Below are 21,169 nucleotides of genomic sequence, written 5' to 3'. Positions count from 1 at the left end.
CCATCCCGCCCATGGTCGAAGCGTTCGCCGTGGCGAGCGGCAAGGGGGGGACGGGGAAGACGACGAGCACGCTCGCGCTCGGCATGGCGCTCGCGGCCGACTATGACGTGACCGTCGTCGACGCCGACACCGGCATGGCGAACCTGCTGTTCCACGCGGGCCTCGACGACGCGCCGGTCACCCTCCACGACCTGCTCGTCGAGGGGACGGCCGCGGACGTCGCGGACGCGACCTACGAGCGCCACGGCATGCGCGTCGTCCCCTGCGGCACGAGCCTCGCGGCGTTCGAGGCGGCCGATCCCGAGCGCCTTCGGTCGGTCGTCGCCGACCTCGCCGCGGACGCGGACGTGATCCTCCTCGACTCGCCGGCGACGCTCGCCTCGAAGTCGGCCGTCCTCCCGGTGGTGCTGGCCGACCGGGTCGTGGTCGTCCTCCAGCCCACCATCCCCTCGCTCTCGGACGGGCTGAAGGTCCAGGAGTACGCCCGCTCGTACGGCACGGAGACGGCGGGCGTGCTGTTCAACAAGGTCCACGGCGACCTCGGGAGCGTCGCCGACCAGGCCGAGCGCTACTTCGGCGGCGAAGCGCTCGGGGCGGTCCCGGACAGCGACGCCGCGCGGGCGGCCCGCGACGCGGGCGTCCCGCTGCTCGCGCACGCACCCGATTCGGCGGCAGCGGGGGCGTTCCGGGACGCCACGGCGCGCCTCGACCCGCGACCGGGCGAGGCGGGCGACGTCGCCGACCGGTTCCGGAGCGCGGTGGTCCCCAATCGGCCATGAGCGGCGACGTGCTCGCCGAGTCGCGTTCGCCGGTGTCGGTGCCTCGGGGGGACCTGCTCGCCGCTCGCGTCGTCTCGGACGTGGCCGACCCGTTGCGGGACGCGCTGGATCGGAGCCTGACGGGCTATCTCGTGCTCGAACCGCAGGCGACGCTGTTGCTCGACGGGGCCGAGCGCGGCGTCATCACGCTCGAGGCAGGGGTGCCGGTGCTCGCCTACGAACTCGACTCGGACGCCGGCGGGCCGGCCGCGCTCGCGTCGCTCGCGGGGACGGGCCCGGTACGGGCGTCCTCGTACCGGCTTCCGGCGGGCGAACTCGCTCCCGTTCACGACTGTGACCCGCTCCGCGTCGCGCCCGGCGGGCCGGCACGGGAACTGGCCGACGACGCGGGGCTGGCCGAGCGGACGAGCGATCGGGCGCCGGCCGAGCGCCGCGACGACGAGACGGAACACGACGCGCTCGCCGCGTTTCTGGCCGACGAGGAGCGCGTGGACGCCATCAGGCGGGAGGCCCGGGAGGAGGCCGAGCGGCGTGCGGCCGAGTGGGGGCTCGACGGGGAACTGGTCTCCGAGACGGGAGACGACGGTCGCGGGGAAGGCGACTCCGGGACCGACGGCCGAAACCGATAAGCCGTTCTCGGGGGCCGATCGAGTGTGCGCGTCATCGGAAAGTGCCCCCCGGACCTCGAGGAGCTCCGTGCTGCTGCCGACGACGGGTTCGAGGCGGTCGAACTCCACCTTCCGCGCCGATACCTCGCGGACCCGACGGCGATAAGCGACGCCGTCGCCGACTCGCCCGTCGAGGTGGCCTCGGTCCACACGCCACACGTCACCGCCGACGAGTTCGGCCTGATCGAGCGGACCGACGACCTCGCGTCCGCGCTCGACGCCTACCTCGTGGTTCACTCGCAGTACCTCCAGCCGATGCACGTCCCCGAACTCGCTGCCCTCGACCTCTCCCGGTTCGGCTTCGAGAACAACCCCGGGACGAGCGTCCGCCATCTGGAGGCGACCGTCCTCGACCGGGGCCACGATCTCGTCCTCGACACGGCCCACCTGTACATGGCCCACGCCGACTACGTCGCACGGACCGAGTCGCTACTCGAGACGCACGGCGACGCCATCCGGGTCGTCCACCTCACGGATTCGACCCCGACCGCCGACGGCGTTCCCTTCGGCGAGGGCGAGATGGACATGGCGGCGCTGACTCGGGTGCTCCGGGCTCGGTTCGACGGCGACGTCGTCCTGGAGGTGATGCCCGAACACCAGCGATCGGCGTTGCGCGCCGTCGAACGCTACTGACAGGCGTCGGCGGTCACCGGGACGGCCCGGGCGGTACCCTCCGGCTTCAGTCGCCGCCCGCGGCCGCGTCCGGCCGGTAGCCTCGACTTACCGCCTTCCACTTCCCGGTTCGGAAGCGGTAGTAGTTCAGCGCGGCCGGCACGCTCGTCTCCGCGAGGAACGCGAGCTGGAGGCCGAGAAAGCCGAGCGAGGTGGTCGCGCCGAGGTACGCAAGCGGGATGGAGACGCAGAACATCCCGACCGCCTGACTGAGGAACGGCCACCGGGTGTCGCCGCTCGCGTCCAGCGGACCCGCGGCCCCGCCGGAGACGCCCTGGAGCACGACCGCGACGCAGGCGGCCCGGACGAGCGCGACCGCCGGCTCCACCGACCCGGCGGTCGGGTCGCCGACGAACGTCACCACGATCGGCCGGGCGAACGCGAACACGAGGAGCGCGGAGACGAGGTACGTGGCGACCGCAAAGCGGATGATCTCGCGGCCGTACGCCTCGGCGGTCGTCTCGTCGTCGGTGCCGAGGTGCTGGCCGACCAGGCTGGAGGAGGCGAGCCCGAAGCCCCAGCCCGGCGTGTTCATCAGCCCCCAGATGCGCCGGGAGACGACGAACGCGGCGACGGTGTCGCGCCCGAAGACGTCGACGATGGCGAGCATCGGGAACTCCGCGACCGTCCAGACGAGGTTGCGGCCGACGACCGGCGTCCCGATCTCGACGATCTGGCGGACCGTTCCGCGGTCGAGGTACGCCCCCCGGGGATCGATCCGGACGGGCAAGTCGCCCAGCACCGGGAGCCTGCCGGCGACGAGGCCGCCCGAGAAGGTGAGGGTCACGACCGCGTTCGAGACGACCGTCCCGGTCGCCGCGCCGACGACGCCCATGTCGAAGCCGAAGATGAGCACGGCGTTGATGAGGATGTTCGCGACCGCGCCGCCGGCCCGGAGCACCATCGGCGTCCAGGCGTCGTCGGCGCCGATGTACACCCGGCTGGCGACGAGGTTCAGCCCCGCGAACGGGACGCCCAGCGCGACGACCCGGAGGTAGTCCGCGCCGTAGCCGACCGCGACCGCGTCGTCGCTGACGACGCCGACGAGGCGCTCGGGAACGGCGAGAAACAGCAGTGCCACGGGCAGCGAGACGGCGAGCACCACGAGCGCGCTCGACCGGACCGCCTGCCCGAGGCCGCCGTGGGCGTCGGCACCGTAGCGCTGGGAGACGAGCGCGATGGTGCCGGCGGCCATGCCGCCGCCGAGCGAGAACGCCAGCCCCCAGTAGGGCGAGGCGAAGCCGACGCCCGCGATCGCCGCGGGGCCGAGCGCGATGCCGACCATGGCGACGTCGACGGCGTTCTTCGACATCCGCGCGAGACCGGTGAGGATGCGGGGCCAGGAGAGGTCGGTGATGCGGCGCGCGCGGTGCTCGGTGAGCAGGCCGAGCCGGGAGAGCGACAGCCCGATGGCGAGGACGAGCGAGCGGAGGGGGTTCGGAATCTTCGACACGTGGAGACCGATACTGGTCAGGCGGTGACCAAGTGGTTTCCGTTCGGCGACGGGGTCGCCGGTTCGTCGACGCGAACCGCCGGGGTCGATTCGTCGCGGGCGAGCCGTTCTCGTATTTAACTGCTCCCCACGGACGCGCTCCCGACGAATCGGCTGGTCGGCTTACCGCCCCACGGTCGGATGGAACGACCGAGATGGATCGTGAATCCGCACGGACCGGGCGAACCGGGGACGATCGAACCGGGGACCACCGAACGCGGGAGACGACGACCGCGCGCTCGAGGCCGGTCGCGTGGGCGCGGCTCGGCTACGTTCTCGTCGCGGCCGTCTTCACCTGTTGTGTCCTCGCGCAGACGTACCTCGCTGGGATTGCCGTCTTCGTCGACCCGGCCAACTGGCGGCTACACGCGGGGTTCGTCCACCTCTTCGAGCCGCTACTCCTGGTGTTGCTCCTCCTCGGCCTGGTCGGGCGGCTCCCCCGGTTCCCGAAGCTGGCACCGGCCGGGCTGTTCGCGCTGGTCTCGGCGCAGTACGCGACCGCGAGCATGTCGGACTCGCTGGTCGCCGCGGTCCATCCGGTGAACGCGGTGTTGATCGTCCTCGTCTCGGCGCTCGCGACGGGACGCGCGTGGTCGGTCGCGTCGGGGAGCTGTGATACCTGACCGCTGGCGTCGCTGAATCGCCCGAACGAGGCCCGCCGAGGTGGGCGAAACGGCACTACTGGCGACTCGCCGATCGGTTCGCGCCGGTCACTCCTCCGCGCTGAGCCACTCGAGCGCGTCCTGCCGACGGTCGAGGAGGGTCCCGAGGTGATCGGCGTCGGGGGTCGCTAGCGTCCCGTCGAGCGCTTCGATCAGGCTCCGGGCGGGAGCCAGCGGCGTGTTCTCGTCCCGGGTACCGTGCCAGCCACGAATCGGGACGTCCGGGCGATCCGGTTCGAGCGACCCGGTCGCGAACGTCCGCGTCTCGCGCGCGACCGCGCTCGCCCCCGGTCGGAGGGCCTCGTGAAAGTCGTCCGCGACGGCGTTCGAAACCGGCCCCGACACCGACCGGTCGGTGTACTGGTTGACGATGGCGTCAGGTCCCGTGATCGACGCGACCGCCTTCGAGAGTCGAAAGAACACGCGGAGCGCGAACGGAACCGTGGCGAGCGCGGTGAGGCCGTTCTCGGCCGGCGGAACGACGGGACTGATCAGCCCGAGCCGGGTCGCTCGGTCGCCGTTCGCGGCCGCGAGTGCGAACGGGCCACCGCCGGAGAACCCGAGAACGCCGGCCCGGTCGATCGACGCCGCATCCAGGAGTTCTTCCAGGTCGTCTCGCCAGTCACTCCATGTCCAGTCCGGCGGTGGCGACGACGAGCGGCCGTATCCCGGACGGTCAGGGACGACGAGCAGGACGCCTTCCTCGGCGGCCTGCTCGGACAGCAAGGCCGCGAACAACCGGGAGCCCGGGGTCCCGTGGTGAGCGACCACGGGATGCCCGCGTGAATCACCGCCGATGGTACACGCGAGCGTCCGGCCGTCCGAGAGGGCGTACTCTTCCGTCCGGAGGTCGGCGTCTCGAGGCGGCGTGGAGGGCACCAACCGTTGGTCAGTGGTGGATTCTGAAGGGGCTTCCGATCGTCGCGTCGATCCGAGTTCCGGTTCGTCCACGGCTCGCGGTGGGAACGACGGCCCATAACGGTACTGCAGGCGTCGGCTCGACCGTCCGCCGCCGCGTCGGTTCGGGGGAAACCACTTTGAGACGGCCCGCGATGGGCTCCACGATGCAGGACCTCGACGGCGACGCGATCGTACTCACCGGTGCCAGTTCGGGAATCGGGGCGGCGACGGCGCGGGCGCTCGCGGAGGCGGGGGCGAACCTCGTCCTCGGCGCCCGCCGGCTCGACCGGCTGGAGACCATCGCGGACGAACTGACCGGGGCACACGACGTGGCGGTGCGGCCGGTCCGGACCGACGTCACCGACCGGGCGCAGGTGGAGGCCCTGATCGAGGCGTCGGTCGAGGAGTTCGGGGGCCTCGACGGCCTGGTGAACAACGCCGGCCTCGCACGCGGCGGCGAGGTGGCCGAGTTGACAGACGAGGAGTACCACACGATGCTGGACGTGAACGTCACCGGCACGTTCTACGCGACCCGCGCGGCGCTCCCGCACCTCCACGAGACCGACGGCACGGTCGTCTTCGTCGGCAGCTTCGCCGGCCAGTACCCCCGTCCGGCGAACCCGGTGTACGCCGCGACCAAGTGGTGCGTCCGCGGGTTCGCCCACAGCCTCGCGGCCCAGGTCGGCGACGAGGGCGTCGCGGTGTCGGTCGTCAACCCGACCGAGGTGCGGACCGAGTTCGGCTCGGAGGACGGCGACCCGTTCGAGGAGCGGTTCGACTCCGAGGACGTGACCGATCCGGGGGCCATCGCGGAGGCGGTGCGGTTCTGTCTGGGCCAGGCCGCGACGGACACGGTGAACGAACTCGACCTCTACCGCCGGGACAAGTTCGCGCACTTCTGACCGGCCGGGGCGACGGAGAGCGATCAGGGAAATCCCACGTCGTACGACGTGTCACGAAGAACTTTTCTCGGGTCTCGATGAATTATCCACGGACATATTTCATGGCGAGCGAGGACGAGTCCGCGCACGAACGCTGCGAGGCACTGACGCGCTCCGAGAAGCTCAGCCTGATCCGGGGGACGGTCCGCCTCGAGGAGGGGCGGGCGACGGGCACCGTCGCGCCGGTCGAGCGGCTCGACGTCCCGCCCCTCCGGATGGCGGACGGACCGCTCGGGGTCAGACTCGACGAGGCGACGGCGTTCCCGGCCTCGCTCGCGCTGGGCGCGAGCTTCGATCCCGACCTCGCACGGGAGTTCGGCGAGGCGATCGGCTGCGAGGCGCGCGCGAAGGGGATGGACGTCCTCCTCGCCCCGGGGTGTAACCTGATCAGGGTACCCCACTGCGGCCGGAAATTCGAGTACTACGGCGAGGACCCCCACCACGGGGCGCGCATCGTCGGGCCGACCATCGAGGGGATCCAGTCGCGTGGCGTCGCCGCGACGGCCAAACACTACGTCGCAAACAGCCAGGAAGCCGACCGTGCGACGGTGAGCGCCGAGGTGGGCGAGCGGGCGCTGCGCGAGCTCTACCTGCCCGCGTTCGAGGCCGCGGCCGAGGCGGACGTCGGGTCGGTGATGGCCGCGTACAACCGGATCGGCGGCGTCCACGCGACCGAACACGAGCGGCTCCTGACCGACGTCCTCAAGGACGAGTTCGGGTTCGACGGCCCGGTCATGTCGGACTGGTGGGCGGTGAACGACGGGGTCGCCGCGGCGCGGGCCGGCACGGACCTGGAGATGCCGGGCGTCGGCGTGTTCGACATGCTGCTGGCGAACTTCGGCGGGTTCGGCCGACTCGCCACGATAGAGGACCGCTGGCCCGACGCGGTTCCCGGCCCCGGCGACGTGGCGGAGCCGCTGTTGCGCCGGGCGATCTCGGGCGGCGGCATCCCGAACCCCACGGAGTCGCTGTTCGCCGAGCAGCTTCCGGCCGCGATGGCGGACGGGACGTTCCCGGAAGAGCGGCTCGACGAGATGGTCCGGCGCGTGCTCACCCTCCACGACCGGGTCGGCTCCCTCGACGGTGACCGTCCGGCCGGCACGCCGCCCGGGAGCCACCGCGACCTCGCGCGCAGGATCGCCACCCGCGGGACCGTCCTCCTCGAGAACGACGGCGGGGTCCTGCCGCTGGCCGAGGAGGCGTCCGTCGCGGTGATCGGCCCGAACGTCGACGAGGCGACGGTCGGCGGCGGCGGCAGTTCGGAGGTCACGCCGGTCACCACCACGAGCCCGATCGAGGGGATCAGCGCCCGGGCGGAGGGGCCGGTGACGGCCGCGTACGGCCACCCGCCGATCGAGAGCGCGTCGATGTTCGACGCGTTCTCGCTCGGGATCGACCTCCCGTTCTCCGACGAGGGGGCCGGCCGCGACGTCGCCGACGCGGAGCGGGCCGCCCGGAGCGCGGACGTCGCCGTCGTCGTCGTGCAGGACGTCGCCACCGAGGCCCGGGACCGGGAGTCGCTCGCCCTGCCCGGCGAGCAGGATCAGTTGGTCAGATCGGTCGCGGCGGCGGCCGATCGGACCGTCGTCGTCCTCCAGACGTCGGGACCGGTCGAACTGCCGTGGATCGACGAGGTGGACGCGGCGCTTTCGGCGTGGTACCCCGGGCAGGAGGTCGGCGGCGCGCTCGCCGACGTGCTGTACGGTGACGCGGACCCGGGCGGACGGCTCCCGGTCACGTTCGCGCCGGAGCGCGACTACCCGGCGAGTTCGCGGACGCGGCATCCGGGCGTCGACGGCGGCGAGGGGTACCCCGTCGCCGAGTACGACGAGGGCGTCTTCGTCGGCTATCGGGGGTTCGACGCGGACGGGATCGAGCCGACCTTCCCGTTCGGACACGGGCTGAGCTACGCCGAGTTCGCCTACCGCGACGCGACGGTCGAATCGACGACGGACGCCTCCGCGACGGTTTCGGTGACGGTCGCGAACGTCGCCGAGCGCGCGGGCAGGGAAGTGATCCAGGCGTACGTCGGGGACGAGGACGCGGCCGTCCCGCGACCGCCGCGGGAACTCGCCGGGTTCGCGTCCGTCGAACTCGATCCGGACGAGGAGCGGACCGTCGAACTGGATCTCGACGACAGGGCGTTCGCCTACTACGACGAGGACGCGGGCGAGTGGACCGTCGACTCGGTGGCGTTCACGGTGGAACTCGGCCGGTCATCGCGGGACGCTCGCGCCACGGTGACCGTCGAACGCTGACCGTGACGGGCCCCCTGAAGTGCCGGTTCGGCCGGTGGGAACCGACCGGCGACGGGCTACTCGCCGGACGGCGCGAGGTTCCCCAGCAGCCGATCGCCGAACGCGATCACGAGGAGGGCGCCGAGGAGGTTGAAGCAGACGTCGAGGAGGGTGTCCCGCCTGCCGTAGAAGACGAGCAGCGGCTCCAGCCCGAGGCGGTCGGCCACCAGGTGGATGGCGTACTCGGCGAGCTCCCAGACGAGGCCGCCGACGAACACGACGGCCAGCACGCGCGGGCCGGGCTCCCGACCGCGGCGGCTGGCGACCGCGTGGACGATGCCGCCCAGCACCGTCGCCGAGTGGGTGTGGGTGAGGTGGTCCCACCACCAGACGTCGTCGTACGGTCCCGCCATCCCCACGGCGTGGGTGAGCATCGCCGTCTCGACGTAGGCGCGCTGCCACGGTCGCAACTCGACGCCACACTCCCCCTCGACGAGAGCGGGGAGGTAGCTGCCGGCGAGCGAGCCGACCGCGTTGATCGCCGTGTTCGGGTTCCCCCGTCGAACCCCGAGCAGGAACACGAGCAGGATCCCGCCCCTGATCGTCCGGTCGACGTGCTGCCCGCGCCCGCTCTCGCTGGCATCCGTCACGTGTTCTCCCGTCAGCAGACGGGACCGCACGGCAAATAGATTCTGTCGCGGACGGCGTCCGTGGTTCCGGTCCTCGAAGCCGACCGGGACGGCTCCGAGGGTCGCCAGGGAGGCCGGACCGCGCCCGTCGGGCGGCTCGGCGGGAGCCTATTCGTCGACGACGCGGACCGGTTTCGACTCGTCGCCGTCGGGCCAGACCAGCTCGTAGTGGACGTCCGCCTCCCCGTCCCCGACGCGTTCCGACCAGCTCTCCCCCGGGAGGTCGATCGATTCGCCCGGGACCTCCCACGTGACCGTCTCGCCGGCAGGGATCTGACGCGAGACGTGTGCGACGGGCCGGTGGGGGAACCACCCGTCCGCGTTGATGCCGCCGACGAACCAGCCCGTCCGGTCCTCCTCGTTGCGGACCGTGAGTTCGAACGTCGTGGTGCCGCCCAGCGGGACGGTCTCCGCGACACGCCACCCGTCCAGCGACAGCGAGGGCAACGGTGCGTCAAGTTGCTCCCGGAGTCGGTCGTCGGGACGCCACTCGCCACCCGGCCAGACGAGCGCGGCGTCGCTCGCGTCGCCGGTCGCGGGAATCTCGAACGCGACCCAGCCGGACCCGTTCTCGCCGGAGTACTGCTCGTCGTCCGACCCGTCGGACCCGCGTGCCGGGATTCGTTCCCACGTTTTCGGCGCGTGATCGGTTCCGTCGAACCGGAAGCGGAGGGCCGACCGCGAGGGGGGCGACCCCGAAACCACGGAAACGGACAGGACCAGGTACTGCCGGTCGCGCTCCGCGACCAGCCGGTAGTAGTCGGTGTCCAGTTCGACGAGTGCCGGCTGGAGCGCGTCGAGTTCGACCGTGAGCTCCCTCTCGGAGTGTGTCGTCGCAGTCGCCGTCGGCGAGACGGCGGTCTCGCTCGCCGGCGTGTCGGCCCCGCCCTCCTGTCGCGAGGAACAGCCGGCGAGGCCGGCGAGGCCGGCACCACAGAGACCGAGCACTGCGCGTCGCTGCATGCCCGTTCCCGGCTCCCGGCGTCCTGAATACTTTGTGTGACCCGACCGTGAGAGAGCCCCTCTCTCAGCGGATACTCCCCGGCGACGGGACGCACGTCCCCGATCAGGCCCGTCAGCAAGGGCACGTGTGGAGTTTCGAGACCCGAATCCGGGGAAACTCACCGACTCGACGTCGCCGGCGACGCTTCGTGGCTCACCAGCACGAGTGACGACCCACGAGCGACCGCGGTCAGGTGAAGTACCGGTCGGGGACGTAGCCGCGAACCCGGGCCGGAACGAGCGCGGCGAGCGAGGCGGCGAGCCTGCCGAGCGGCTTTCGAAGGGCGACGTACAGCAGCGAGACGGCGAGCAGCGACGACACGACCGGCTGGACGTTCGGCGCGGCGTCGAGGACGACGAGGAGCGGCGCCGAAAACGCGAGCGACACCAGCAGGTCCTCGGGCGCGCCGTCGTAGCGGACGACCCGTCGCGGCCGCCGCCAGCGACCGCGGGCGTGGTCGTACACCGCCCGCTCGGAGGTTCCCTCCCACGGCCTGAGTTCCAGGCCGCCGCCGTAGACGTCCATGCGGGCGTGGAGGGCGGCCCCGACGAGAAACGCCGCGAGCGCGACCGTCGCTTCGGTCGGGACGAGCGCGGCCAGGCCCACGGCCGGCACCGCGGCCACCGACCCGTACACCGGGTAGTGGAGCGTCTTCCGGTGGCCGGCGTACAGGTCGAGGTCCGGGACGAACCCACCGACGCCGCCCGCGACGAACGCCGCGGGTGCCAGTTCGGGAGCCACCAGGGAGACGGGAACCGCGAGCAGCATCCCGGCCAGCGCGTGGGTCGTCGCCATCATCGTGGCCTCCGTAGGCGGGTAGGAGGTGATATGCCTGTCGCCCCCGTCGACCTCCCATCCGGCCAGTCCGTCAAATACTCCCGTCGTCCTCGCCGCTCGCCCCCTCTTCGCCCTCTTTACCCCCTTCGCCCGCAACGTTTCCGATGATGCGCCCGACGTCGGCGTGGCCCGCGAGCAGTTCCTCCATCACCTCGACCGTCCGCTCGTCGCGCGTCCGCCCGTTCCGGATCACGTCCTCGGCGCGCTCGACGGTGGTCAGGGTGTCCCCCGAGACGAGCAGGACGGGAACCCCGGCCTCCTCGGCCGCCCCGAGCACGGACCCCGGGGGACGCTGCCCGCCGGTGAGCACGAGGCAGTTCACGCTGCCCGCCTCGATGGCGGCGGTGTGGATGTCGGCACGGTCGCCGCCGGTGATGACGGCCGCGTCCCGGCTCCGCCGGAAGTACCGCAGCGCCGCGTCCCCGCCCATCGCGCCGACCAGGAACCGCTCGACGAGCGCATCCGTGTCCCCGCCCGTGAGCAGGTCCGCTCCGAGTTCCGCCGCCAGTCGATCGACGGTCACGCCGGCGAGGTCCCGCCGGTGCGGGAGGATGCCGACCGTCTCGATGCCCCGCGACCCCAGGAACGGGACGACGTCGGCCTCCAGGGTGTCGTAGGCCGCGTCGTCGACCCGGTTGAACAGCACGCCGGCGAGCCGGTCGCCCACGTCCGCGGCCGCGGCGAGCACCTCGTCGACGTCGCCGGGCTCCCCGTACTCCGCGACGAGCAGGACCTCGGCGTCGAGCAGGTCGGCCACGGCCGGGTCGGTCAGGTCGACGACCGCGCCGGTGTGGACGTCGCCGCCGCCCTCGACGAGCACGAGGTCCCGGCCGGCCGCCAGGCCGTCGAACGACTCGCGGATCCGGTCCCGGAGCGCGTCGGGGTCCTCGCGCCCACGGACCGCTCCCTCGATGAAGGTGGGCGAGTAGACGATGGGTTCCATCTCGTGGGTCTCCGCGCCGGTGTCGAGCAGTTCCCGCGCCAGCATCGGATCCTCGTCGAGCGTCTTGCCGACGACGCTCCGCAGGCGGGTCCCCTTCGGTTTCATGTAGCCGACCGACAGGCCGCGGCCGGCCGCGATGCGGCCGAGCGCGACGGCGATGGCGGTCTTGCCGATGCTCTCGCGGGTCGAGGTGACGAGTAACGTGCGTGTCATTGGAGCTCCTCCGGGTTCACGGTGAGTCGCAGGTCGACGGCCCGGACGCCGTCGGGGGTCGCGACGAGGGGGTTGACGTCGAGTTCGACGATCGCGGGGAAGTCGGCGACGAGCTGGGAGAGCCGCCCGACGGCCTCGACCACCCCGTCGAGGTCGACCGGCTCGCGGCCCCGGGCGCCCCGGAGCAGCGGCGCGGCGTCGATCTCGCCGGTCATCTCGCGGGCGTCCGCCTCGGCCACGGGTGCCAGCCGAAACGTGGCGTCCGAGAGCACCTCGACGAAGATGCCGCCCAGCCCGAACAGCACGAGCGGGCCGAACTGCGGGTCGCGGTGGCTCCCGACGATGGTCTCGACGCCGGCGTCGACGTCGACCAGCTCCTGGACCTGGACGCCCAGCAGCCGGGCGTCGGGCTGGTAGTTGCGGAGGCGGGTGACGAGGTCCTCGTAGGCGTCGGCCACGTCGGCGGGGTCGACGCCGACCCTGACGCCGCCGATGTCGGACTTGTGGACGACGTCCGGGCTGACGAGCTTCAGCGCGACCGGTTCACCGATTCGCTCGGCGACAGCGCGGGCCTTCGCCGGGTCCTCGACCACCTCGCCCTCGGGCGTCGGGATGCCGTACGCGTCGAGCACGTCCATCGCCTCGACGCCGAGCTGGTTGTCCCGCCGCTCGGTCACGGCCGAGAGCGTCTCGCGGGCCCGCTCGCGGTCGACGTCGAACGGCTCGAACTCGCGCCGCTCGCGTCCGCGTCGCTCGTCGTACTCGGCGAGCGTGTCCAGTCCCGCGACCGCGCGGGCCGGGTCGAAGTAGGTGGGAACGCCGGCCTCGCCGAACGTCCCGCGGGCGTCAGCGAGCCGTGGGCCGCCCATGAGACAGGCGGCGACCGGGACCTCGTGTTCCTCGCCCAGCGCCACGGCCGACTCCGCGAGGTCGCCGAACGCCAGGGTCGCCGTCGGCGCGGTGATGAGGACCACCGCGCCGACGTTCGGGTCCGAAATCGCCGCCTCGAGCGCCGCCTCGAAGCGGTCGACGTCCGCGTCGCCGACGACGTCGACCGGGTTGTACACGTTCGCCTCGGCGGGGAGCGCCGCGTCGAGCGCGTCGAGGGTGTCGTCCGCGAACGACGCCAGCGAGAGCCGGTCGGCGTCGCCCACCGCGTCGGTCGCCATGACCCCGGGGCCGCCGGCGTTGGTCACGACCGCGACGCCGTCGGTCGCTAGGTTCCGTCCGGCCGCGAACGCCCGGGCGGCGTCGAACAGCTCCTGGACGGTGTCGGCGCGGACGACCCCCGCCTCCGCGAGCGCCGTCCCGTACGCGCGGTCGCTCCCGGCGATGGCGCCGGTGTGGCTCGAGGCGGCCTGCGCGCCGGCCTCGGTCCGCCCGGACTTCACCACGACGACCGGCGTCTCACGGGTCACCTCGCGGGCCGTCTCGACGAACGCGCGCCCGTCCTCGATACTCTCCAGGTAGCCGACGACGACGTCCGTCTCCGGGTCGGCCCCCCACTCGCGGAGGAAGTCGGTCTCGTCGAGGACGGCCTTGTTGCCGAGCGAGACGACTTCGTTGAAGCCGAGGCCGGACTCGCTCGCCCAGTCGACGACGGCGGTGACGAACGCCCCCGACTGGCTCATGAACGAGACGCCCCCCGCCGGGGACGCGTCGGGGCCGAACGTCGCGTTCAGCCCCGCCGGGCTGCTCATCACGCCGAGGCTGTTCGGGCCGACGAGGTTCAGGTCGTACTCGGCGGCCAGTTCCCGCAACTCGCGTTCGCGCGCCGCGCCCTCCGACCCCGCCTCGCCGAACCCGGCGGTGAGGACGACGACGTCGCGGACGCCGGCCTCACCGGTGTCACGCAGCACGTCGGCCACCGCCGAGGGCGGCACCGCCACCACCACGAGGTCCGCGTCCGCATCCGCCACGCTCGCGACGCAGGGGACGCCGAGCACCGACTCCCGTCCCGGGTTCACGGGGATCACCTCGCCGGCAAACTCGGCGAGGAGGTTCGCCGTGACGGCGCGGCCGACCGACCCCTCGCGCTCGGTGGCCCCGACGACGGCGACGCGGTCCGGGGAGAACAGCCCCGACAGGTCCCGGTCCCGATCAGCCATGCGCCTCGGGGAGTCGCGGCCGGTCGCGTCGTGACGCCCCCGACGGCTGCGTTTGAGTCCTCGCCATCGTGCCGGAGAACGTTGTCCGCCCGTTCACAAGAGTCTGCGGCCCGTCGTCCGCGGGACGCTTCGGTCCGCGACGCTCCGGGCTGCTCCGCCGCTGGCTGACCGCCGCGGCTAGCCGTGCGTGAAGATGTACGTCTGGCCGTCGTCGACGCCCACGCAGAGGTCGAGCAGCTTGGAGAGGTCGAGGCTCGTCGGGTTCTGCTTGCAGACGATGAGGTCGTCGAACGGCCGCTCGCAGGCCGGGCAGGCGACCGAGACGGTGTTCTGGAACGATTTGATGGCGGCGTTCTCCTCGCGGGGCGTCAGCGACGCGCGCAGTTCGTCGGTGTCGACGTCCATGGTCGTCTCTACGGGTGCGGGGTCATTACTCTCGGGGTGGCTGGAGCTGTCCTCCAATGAAGAGTGGGTCGATAGATACTGAGTGGAATGTGCATTCAATCAGGAGCAACTGTGAGGCCAGAGGATGGCCACACTCCATACACGAAACCACCACACGAAAACCGATTATGAACGTTCTCTGGAGAATGACAGCCCTGCAGGAGGGCTCATAATCGGGGATATTCCCCGCAAGAACACTCCCCCCTCGCATCACAATCAGAACTAGGACGCGAACACGAGCGGCACGCAAACCCGACACAACCCCCGATAGCGGGCGCGAGCGGCCGTCTACGCCATGCATACACCGTCAGTGACGACACGTTCTGATCGGTACTTGCGGTGCTCACAGCTTCATACTCGGTTGCAGTCTGGCGATTACGTATCGAGCGCCTCCCCACAACCGATTCATCGTCGACGCACGAAACCCCCAGACGCGAGTGATGGTCACTAGCCGTGACTCACAGGGGAGGTGACCGCCCACACGTCGTGAACCCGTCCGCTCACCTAGTCGCGACACAGAACCGGTCGAGGGGGCCTCTTCCGGGGGTTAACGCTGAGTATGAACCCCGATGGCCATCGTGGAGACCGCGAGCGACCGTCTCAGTCCCGCGCTGCTCTTCGGCCCAGCTATGACCCTGAACTATCGGCTTCGTTGAACGCGTATTGGTCAGACACCTTTCCAGCTGATCCAGCCGGTAGGTAGAACTGCTTAGTTATCGACTGCGACCAGAATCTGTTGATATATAGGAATGGTGATATATTAACATATGACTGTAGTGGAGGACGGATTGACCGCCGCCCAGATAAACAGATTCAGCAGTCAGAACAGTGTGTCTCTGAGTACTAAGGGACGAGTCTCAGCGGTTGACCAGCAGAGGTAGACCTAAGTACATTGTTGGCAAGTAATCATGTACACAGCTATCACAGTACGTGAGTGCCGATGAGATGGGATTGGATACTACTGGCGCTGCTCGTCTTGTTCTTACTGCTCTTGTTAGTGGTTAGTACCGTGGCTGAACCTCTTACCGTCACAACCGTTTCGACTGAGGCATCACATCTCGAAGAGACGTACCAGGTTAGTCACGAGACTCATGAGCAAATGACCGCTTCCGGCTGAAGGACCACGCGTTCACGTTCTACAGTACCAGTACTACTTTGGGACGAGGTGAAGTATCAATCTCAATGGCTCCAATACGCCGCTTGGTTGTCGACGTGCTGAAACCCTATGAACCGCCGACGCTTGCGTTCACCCAGCAGATTGCAGAGGCTGAAAGCATCGCCGGCGTCAATGCGACGCTCATCGAACTTGACAGAGAGGTCCAGAATGTTAAGTTTACCATTGAGGGAGAAGAGATCAAGTACGACGACGTCAAGACGATCATTGAGGATGCGGGTGGGACGATTCATTCGGTTGACCAGGTAGTGTGTGGGGAGTACATCGTGGAGGACGCCCCAACCCCACAGGACTGATGGGGGCGAAATCCAACTCAGAGTCGCTGACGGAGCGATTGGGGCTCGACAGAATTGGGCCGATTGCGAGGCGGTACTTCGTTTCAAATGGGTTTGACGGTGCGCTCACCGGAGTCGGAGTTACCGTCGGCGCGTACCTTTCCGGAGTGCCTGACGGCTTCACCGTCATCAGGATTGGCCTTGGGGGCGCCGTCGGTCTCACCACCTCTGGCGTGTGGAGCGTCTGGGAGATCGAACGCGCCGAGATGCGTGCCGAACTACACGATATCGAGGACGCGATGCTCACCGACTTGAGTGATACCCAGATCGAGCGTGAGAAGACCAGTACTCAAGTCGTAAATGCGGTGATGAGCGGGCTCGGTCCGCTGTTCGGGATGGTTTTGCCGCTCACACCCTTTCTATTCGAAGGTGTTGTTCTCTCGTTGTTCCACGCCACGCTCATCTCGGTAGCGCTCGCGGTCGGCGTGTTGTTCGCCTTCGGTGCCTATATGGCGTCGATCTCCCGCCAACAGTGGTACGTTGCTGGGATTCGGATGGGGCTCGCGGGAATCGTCGTCGCGGTCATTAGCATCTTTCTCCCCGGCTAAACATTCCATGTAGGACCGGTACTGGGGTCGAGGTCGTCATTGGTACATTGACCTATATGCCTCTACCTGGGGTTGGGCTGACCTTGGATCGGCTACTTTCCACAGTACGGTGGTGAGTGATGACAGCGTCCTGCAGCGAAGAGAACGAGATAACATTCCTCGCGTCGACAAGTTCACTACCTGTATTGAGCGATCGACGGTGCAGAAACTATCACCTCCTGAGCGTTTCGGCGGAGTCGAACGATCGCCCATCACACCATTCTCCTCATGGCAGCTCACCATCCGCAAGCCGATCACGGAGCCACCCAGCCGGATACATCGCCGTCAACCCTGGCGTCTCGATAGTGAACTGCTGGGGCGGGGTCGTCTTCGCATACGTCTTCTCGACGCGGGGCTCGCCCTCGGGCGGATCGTTCAACGCCTGGAGGACGTCGTGGCCGTCCGACTGTTTCATCACCACCCAGATGGCGTCTTCCACCCCACAGTCGGCCATCTTATCGAAATCCTCGGGGACCGCACGCTTGATGTCGTGATTCACCCGTTCTGCTTCGACGGCGGCGACGACGTCCCCCTCGTCGTCGAGCCCTGCGATGTCGAGCCGACGGTTCTCATCCAGATCGTAGTAGGGGACGACCTCGACGACCGGCGAGTCTGGATCAGCCACGAAGGCTCGTTCGAGATAGCGCCGGCCGATCTCGACGGCAAAGACGTGCTGGCTCGACTCCTCGAGATCGCCCGCACCGTGGCCGTAATCGACGCCCTGACGATAGCTCTCGCCGATGACCGAGCGCCCATCTGGCGTCACCGTGTACATGCGATGGGGGTGGTCCGTGTCGTGGCGAAGGAGGTCGGCATCGAGCAGATCCTGAATCGACTCGGAGCCAATGGCGATGTACTCCTGTAAGCGGAGCATCGAATCGGTGAGAAGGTCGTATTCTAGTGGATCATACCGCAGTTGCTGGGCGTTGTAGACCGCCTGGAGGAACATGAGCTGGTGCTCTGACCAGTCTGAGACGTGCCGCTCATCGGGGGTGAGCTTGAGATTCACCGCACAGATGGGGACGTCATCACTGTCGACGGCATCCAGGCTCGAACAACACGCGATGGCGCGTTTCATCCCCTCGATCGAGGGGTCGTAGCGATTGCCACAGCCCGTACATTCGAGCGAGTTCATCTCGGGGGCATACTCGACCGTCGGCGGCATCCGGTTCGTATGCGGGAGCGCCGTATCGACCCGCAGTTGTGGAGCATCCTCGTCGTCCGTGATCGCTGACTCGTCGTGGGCTGCGACGCTCGGCTCGCCCAGCGTGAGTCCAACGTCGCTGCGGGTCCGCTCGCGGACCGACTCCAGCGCCTCACTGAATCCGTCTACACCTTGCTCGGCTGGCGGCCCAGCGGGATGGCCTGGCGGTGGGGGGAGCGATTCGACCGTGAACGGTCGTGGTTCGTCAACGCCGAAGGCGGCGGGGAGCGAGACGAGCCACTGGCCACGACGAAGCGCACGTAACCGATTGCCCACCGCCTGGGCATCCATCTCGGCTGTCGCCAGTCGGGCTGCGAGCTGGCGGTCGATCGGAACGTTCCCCGTCACGAACGTCGAAATGTTGTTCAACACCTCATCGTAGGCACCAGCATCGGTCTCACGCAACTGTGCGGGAAACTGCATGGCGAGCATCATCGAGCAGTTGAACCCCCGTGACTGGGCCAGCAGCTCCGTCAGGAGGTCCGAGACGGCGACGCTCGCTGCCTCCTCGACGTAGACGTTCACCAGGGCGTCATCCTCACCACGCTGTGTCCGTCGACGCAGTGCGGTCCACAGGTTCGAGAGGACGACCAGGGTGAGGACGCGCTGTGCCTGTGATCGCAACCCACCCGTATCGAAGATGAGCACCTGATTCTCGTTGAGGTGGTCTGCGAGATCGAAGTGGGGGTCGATGGCTGCTGGTTCATCCGTGTCATCGGCATCGTCATCCCTCTCACTGCCCTCTGGAACGTGATTGAAGATGCGGGCGAGCCGCTGGTCGACGGGAATCTTCTCCATCCTATTTGCCACGCCCTGCATGATCTCGTCAAACGTCTGAGCGCGGTTCGCGACCACGCCACCGAGCATTCGTTCGAGGTCGCCATCGCTCACCGGTGGGACGGATTGGCGTTCGTGCATCTTTCGAACGGCGCCATGGAGCTCTCGATGGGAGAACGCATCTTGCCCGTTGATCGGGTCGAACAGCGCTTTCACCATGTAGCGGATGACGTCAGGTGAGCGGACGGCCTGCTCGAAGCGGTCACGGCCCATGATCTGGGTGAGAATCTCGACGTAGTGATCGGTGACGTCCTCGACCGCAGTGGTTCGAGAGATGCCGGCATCGAGTTCGTCGCGAATGTCGAAAAAGCCGAACGCGGGGAGAACCTTCGCACAGTCGAAGTAGAGGACATTGTCAAGCGTGCCGTATTCTGCATAATGGGCGCGGAGGTAGTCGATGGCCATCCCGTCGCCCTTGGGTTCGATGACGATGTCCGCGCCGTCGGTCGCAGCGTGGTTCTGGAGGACCCCGTTGACCGTGGAGACCGATTTCCCACCCCCGGTCTTTGCGAATATCCCGACGTGAAGCGACTGGAGGGCCGGTGGAAGTACGAGTGGCTCGCCATCGGGTGTGCCGTCCTGAGTGAGCGGCGTCCCGAGTGGGAGTCCGGAGCCGCGATAGCGTGCAAGTAATCGGTTGGGCGGTCGCGAGAGCGCCGTTCGCTCGCCGGGCGTCGGGGCCAGGGCTCTCGCCCCAGTCGTGGTGAGCGAGCCGCCATCGACCAGACAGAACACGGGCGCTTCGTCCGGATCGACGACGATGCCCCGACTCGTGTTCTGCGTCCACGGGAGTTTCGCGGTGAGCGTGTCGTAGTTGGGCGGGTGGACGGTTCGGTCGAGGAGGTCCGTGCGGACGCCTCGTGCCTTCGAGCCGTTCCGAACACGGGCATCGATGCGATACCAGGTGTGGCTCACCGTCTCGAGTGCGTTCTCCAGGGCGTCGAACGCGACTGGTGGCGTCCCCTCGGCATTCGTCTCACGCCGTCGGGCGACGATACGGGCGGTACAGACGAACGATCGCCGCGAGTCCTTCGCGTCGATCGCGTCCATTCGCCCCTGCTCTGGGTGGTCCCTGCTTCTGCGATGAGTGTCTGGCTCGTCCGTGGGGATGATTCCGTCGAGCGCTCGCATCGCCGGCGTATCGAGGCCCTGCTCCAGGTCTCCGAGCCGGCCGGTCGCAGCGCTCGTCCAGTCTGGAAACGGCTGGAGCAGCGCCTGATAGACCGCGGGCGTCTCCAGGCGTGCGAGAGCTTCGAGGACGGCTGCGAGCGGGAGGCGGGTGTCGGCGTCGTCTCTAAATGACGTGAAAGACGTGAGCTGTGTCATCCAGTCGTCGCGCCGGGCTGCGTGTCCATAGAACTCGATGGCGTGGTAGTGGTCGTTCGCGGGTCTGGCTGGTTCTGCGGGTTCTCTGTCGGTGTCAGAGAGAGTGTCTCCCGAATCGAGTTGTTCTCTCTCCTCACTGGGTTCAGCGTCGGGGGTGTCTTCGGCTGACGTGGTCTCGGGGGCGATCTCTGCAGGATGGAAGTCGACGCGCCGGAGTTCGTACTCGTTCGGGACGAGCGCCCGACAGAGCTGTTCGAGCTGGTCGAACACTGCGTCGTCGTCGACGCCGATGAAATAGCGGACCGGTGTGTCGGGGTCGCCGTCGGTGACGAGCAACCACTCGAACGTGAGCGGTGCCGGGCCGCTGGCTATCCTGTTCCAGAGGCGGGAATACCAGGGGATCTCTTCTGCTGTCGTGGGGCGTGTGAGCGAACAGAGTCGGCCGAACTGTGAGACGACTGTTGTTGGGTTCAACGCGGCATCGGTCGGCGTGAGTTCGAGATACTGTCTGGAGGGCGGTGGGTGATCGGTCGTGGGTGTTGTGGCCATGTGGTCGCGTGTGTACTCGATGCCGACCAGTGTGGAGGCTTAAAGCTGCGTTCAGGGCCGTTGATGTGTCTTACTGAGACCTGCTTTCGTGGTTGGGTTTCGGGGTGTGCGGTCGGTCTCTGGCCAGTGTGGACGAGCAGACGCGTACAGCTCGCGTGTGACCGAGCTCGAATCAGTGGGGATCTCTACTGGGACGGTGGCTGTATCTTGAGTGGCCCGTACCGACTCCCGACTCCATACGTGAGGACAGCCATCGCGGTTAACGCAGTTCCACCGAGCACCAATACTGCGAGTACCTCCCTGGGAGAGCGAACGATGAACGGTTGCCACGCAGACCCAGGTATACCCGCAACAGCACGTCGTCGAGTGCGAACACTGCGAGAAACTCCGAGGCTGGTGAGGCCAACTCCCGCAGTCCACCGGAGCTTCGTCTGCCACGAGAGGGACCGATTGGTCGGATCCGAATAGACGATGCCCATCGCGAGGAGGGCGATGAACGGTGCGACGATGAGTGGATGGAGGGGGATGCCGATTCACACCGGGTCAGTGGCATATAACGATCGGTGGCT

General features: G+C 68.6%; 17 protein-coding genes. 8 read left to right on the top strand and 9 right to left on the bottom strand.

Annotated elements, in window-relative coordinates; genetic code table 11:
- Positions 1-11: 11 nt before the first annotated feature.
- The 3 genes from RJT50_RS14170 to RJT50_RS14160 are packed head-to-tail and all read left to right on the top strand — an operon-like array spanning position 12 to position 2,080.
- The gene (locus RJT50_RS14170) at positions 12-779 is read left to right on the top strand and encodes a nucleotide-binding protein (protein WP_313692165.1); all 768 of its coding nucleotides are present in this window, start codon (positions 12-14) and stop codon (positions 777-779) included.
- Positions 776-1,408 carry a DUF8054 family protein gene (locus RJT50_RS14165; RefSeq protein WP_313692164.1) on the top strand — a complete coding sequence of 211 codons (633 nt, stop codon included), beginning with the start codon at positions 776-778 and terminating at the stop codon, positions 1,406-1,408. Before RJT50_RS14170 ends, RJT50_RS14165 begins: the two co-directional genes overlap by 4 nt.
- A 24-nt stretch (positions 1,409-1,432) precedes the next feature.
- Positions 1,433-2,080 carry a sugar phosphate isomerase/epimerase family protein gene (locus RJT50_RS14160; RefSeq protein ID WP_313692163.1) on the top strand — a complete coding sequence of 216 codons (648 nt, stop codon included), beginning with the start codon at positions 1,433-1,435 and terminating at the stop codon, positions 2,078-2,080.
- A 46-nt stretch (positions 2,081-2,126) separates the two neighbouring features.
- Here RJT50_RS14160 and RJT50_RS14155 read toward each other — a convergent pair whose 3' ends face one another.
- Positions 2,127-3,572 (bottom strand): MATE family efflux transporter, encoded by a 1,446-nt coding sequence (locus tag RJT50_RS14155; protein WP_313692162.1) that lies wholly within the window; start codon positions 3,570-3,572, stop codon positions 2,127-2,129.
- Between the two features lie 194 nt (positions 3,573-3,766).
- Here RJT50_RS14155 and RJT50_RS14150 point away from each other — a divergent pair, with 194 nt between their 5' ends.
- Positions 3,767-4,234, top strand: a complete 468-nt coding sequence (locus RJT50_RS14150; protein ID WP_313692161.1) for a DUF6220 domain-containing protein — start codon at positions 3,767-3,769, stop codon at positions 4,232-4,234.
- An 87-nt stretch (positions 4,235-4,321) separates the two neighbouring features.
- On the opposite strand, the gene RJT50_RS14145 is transcribed toward RJT50_RS14150, so the two are convergent.
- A complete protein-coding gene (locus RJT50_RS14145) occupies positions 4,322-5,152 on the bottom strand; it encodes an alpha/beta fold hydrolase (RefSeq protein ID WP_313692160.1) in 831 nt (276 codons plus the stop codon).
- Positions 5,153-5,337: 185 nt separating this feature from the next.
- Here RJT50_RS14145 and RJT50_RS14140 point away from each other — a divergent pair, with 185 nt between their 5' ends.
- Positions 5,338-6,075: an SDR family oxidoreductase gene (locus RJT50_RS14140; RefSeq protein WP_313692159.1), complete on the top strand. Its 738-nt coding sequence runs from the start codon at positions 5,338-5,340 to the stop codon at positions 6,073-6,075.
- Between the two features lie 101 nt (positions 6,076-6,176).
- Complete coding sequence (locus tag RJT50_RS14135) at positions 6,177-8,372, top strand: beta-glucosidase (RefSeq protein ID WP_313692158.1); 2,196 nt, start codon at positions 6,177-6,179, stop codon at positions 8,370-8,372.
- A 56-nt stretch (positions 8,373-8,428) separates the two neighbouring features.
- On the opposite strand, the gene RJT50_RS14130 is transcribed toward RJT50_RS14135, so the two are convergent.
- The 6 genes from RJT50_RS14130 to RJT50_RS14105 all read right to left on the bottom strand — a co-directional run bounded on the left by RJT50_RS14130 (position 8,429) and on the right by RJT50_RS14105 (position 14,549).
- Complete coding sequence (locus RJT50_RS14130; protein ID WP_313692157.1) at positions 8,429-9,001, bottom strand: DUF2238 domain-containing protein; 573 nt, start codon at positions 8,999-9,001, stop codon at positions 8,429-8,431.
- 147 nt (positions 9,002-9,148) lie between these two features.
- The gene (locus RJT50_RS14125; protein WP_313692156.1) at positions 9,149-10,003 is read right to left on the bottom strand and encodes a hypothetical protein; all 855 of its coding nucleotides are present in this window, start codon (positions 10,001-10,003) and stop codon (positions 9,149-9,151) included.
- A 229-nt stretch (positions 10,004-10,232) separates the two neighbouring features.
- Positions 10,233-10,841, bottom strand: a complete 609-nt coding sequence (locus RJT50_RS14120; protein WP_313692155.1) for a metal-dependent hydrolase — start codon at positions 10,839-10,841, stop codon at positions 10,233-10,235.
- 70 nt (positions 10,842-10,911) lie between these two features.
- Complete coding sequence (locus tag RJT50_RS14115) at positions 10,912-12,036, bottom strand: phosphotransacetylase family protein (RefSeq protein WP_313692154.1); 1,125 nt, start codon at positions 12,034-12,036, stop codon at positions 10,912-10,914.
- Positions 12,033-14,144: an acetate--CoA ligase family protein gene (locus RJT50_RS14110; RefSeq protein ID WP_313692153.1), complete on the bottom strand. Its 2,112-nt coding sequence runs from the start codon at positions 14,142-14,144 to the stop codon at positions 12,033-12,035. The genes RJT50_RS14115 and RJT50_RS14110 overlap by 4 nt, the downstream gene beginning before the upstream one ends.
- Positions 14,145-14,321: 177 nt before the next feature.
- The gene (locus RJT50_RS14105; protein WP_313692152.1) at positions 14,322-14,549 is read right to left on the bottom strand and encodes a DUF7385 family protein; all 228 of its coding nucleotides are present in this window, start codon (positions 14,547-14,549) and stop codon (positions 14,322-14,324) included.
- 1,221 nt (positions 14,550-15,770) lie between these two features.
- On the opposite strand from RJT50_RS14105, the gene RJT50_RS14100 reads away from it, so the two are divergent.
- A complete protein-coding gene (locus tag RJT50_RS14100) occupies positions 15,771-16,058 on the top strand; it encodes a DUF211 domain-containing protein (protein WP_313692151.1) in 288 nt (95 codons plus the stop codon).
- Complete coding sequence (locus RJT50_RS14095) at positions 16,058-16,645, top strand: VIT1/CCC1 transporter family protein (RefSeq protein ID WP_313692150.1); 588 nt, start codon at positions 16,058-16,060, stop codon at positions 16,643-16,645. The genes RJT50_RS14100 and RJT50_RS14095 overlap by 1 nt, the downstream gene beginning before the upstream one ends.
- A 265-nt stretch (positions 16,646-16,910) precedes the next feature.
- Here the strand turns inward: RJT50_RS14095 and RJT50_RS14090 are convergent, their stop codons facing one another.
- Complete coding sequence (locus tag RJT50_RS14090) at positions 16,911-20,600, bottom strand: ATP-binding protein (protein ID WP_313692149.1); 3,690 nt, start codon at positions 20,598-20,600, stop codon at positions 16,911-16,913.
- Positions 20,601-21,169: the final 569 nt, after the last annotated feature.

The sequence above is a fragment of the Halobaculum sp. XH14 genome, from assembly GCF_032116555.1.
In the GTDB taxonomy this organism is placed as follows: domain Archaea; phylum Halobacteriota; class Halobacteria; order Halobacteriales; family Haloferacaceae; genus Halorarum; species Halorarum halobium.
Note: the sequence above shows the minus strand (reverse complement) of the source record. Positions and strands in the feature narration are given on the sequence as shown.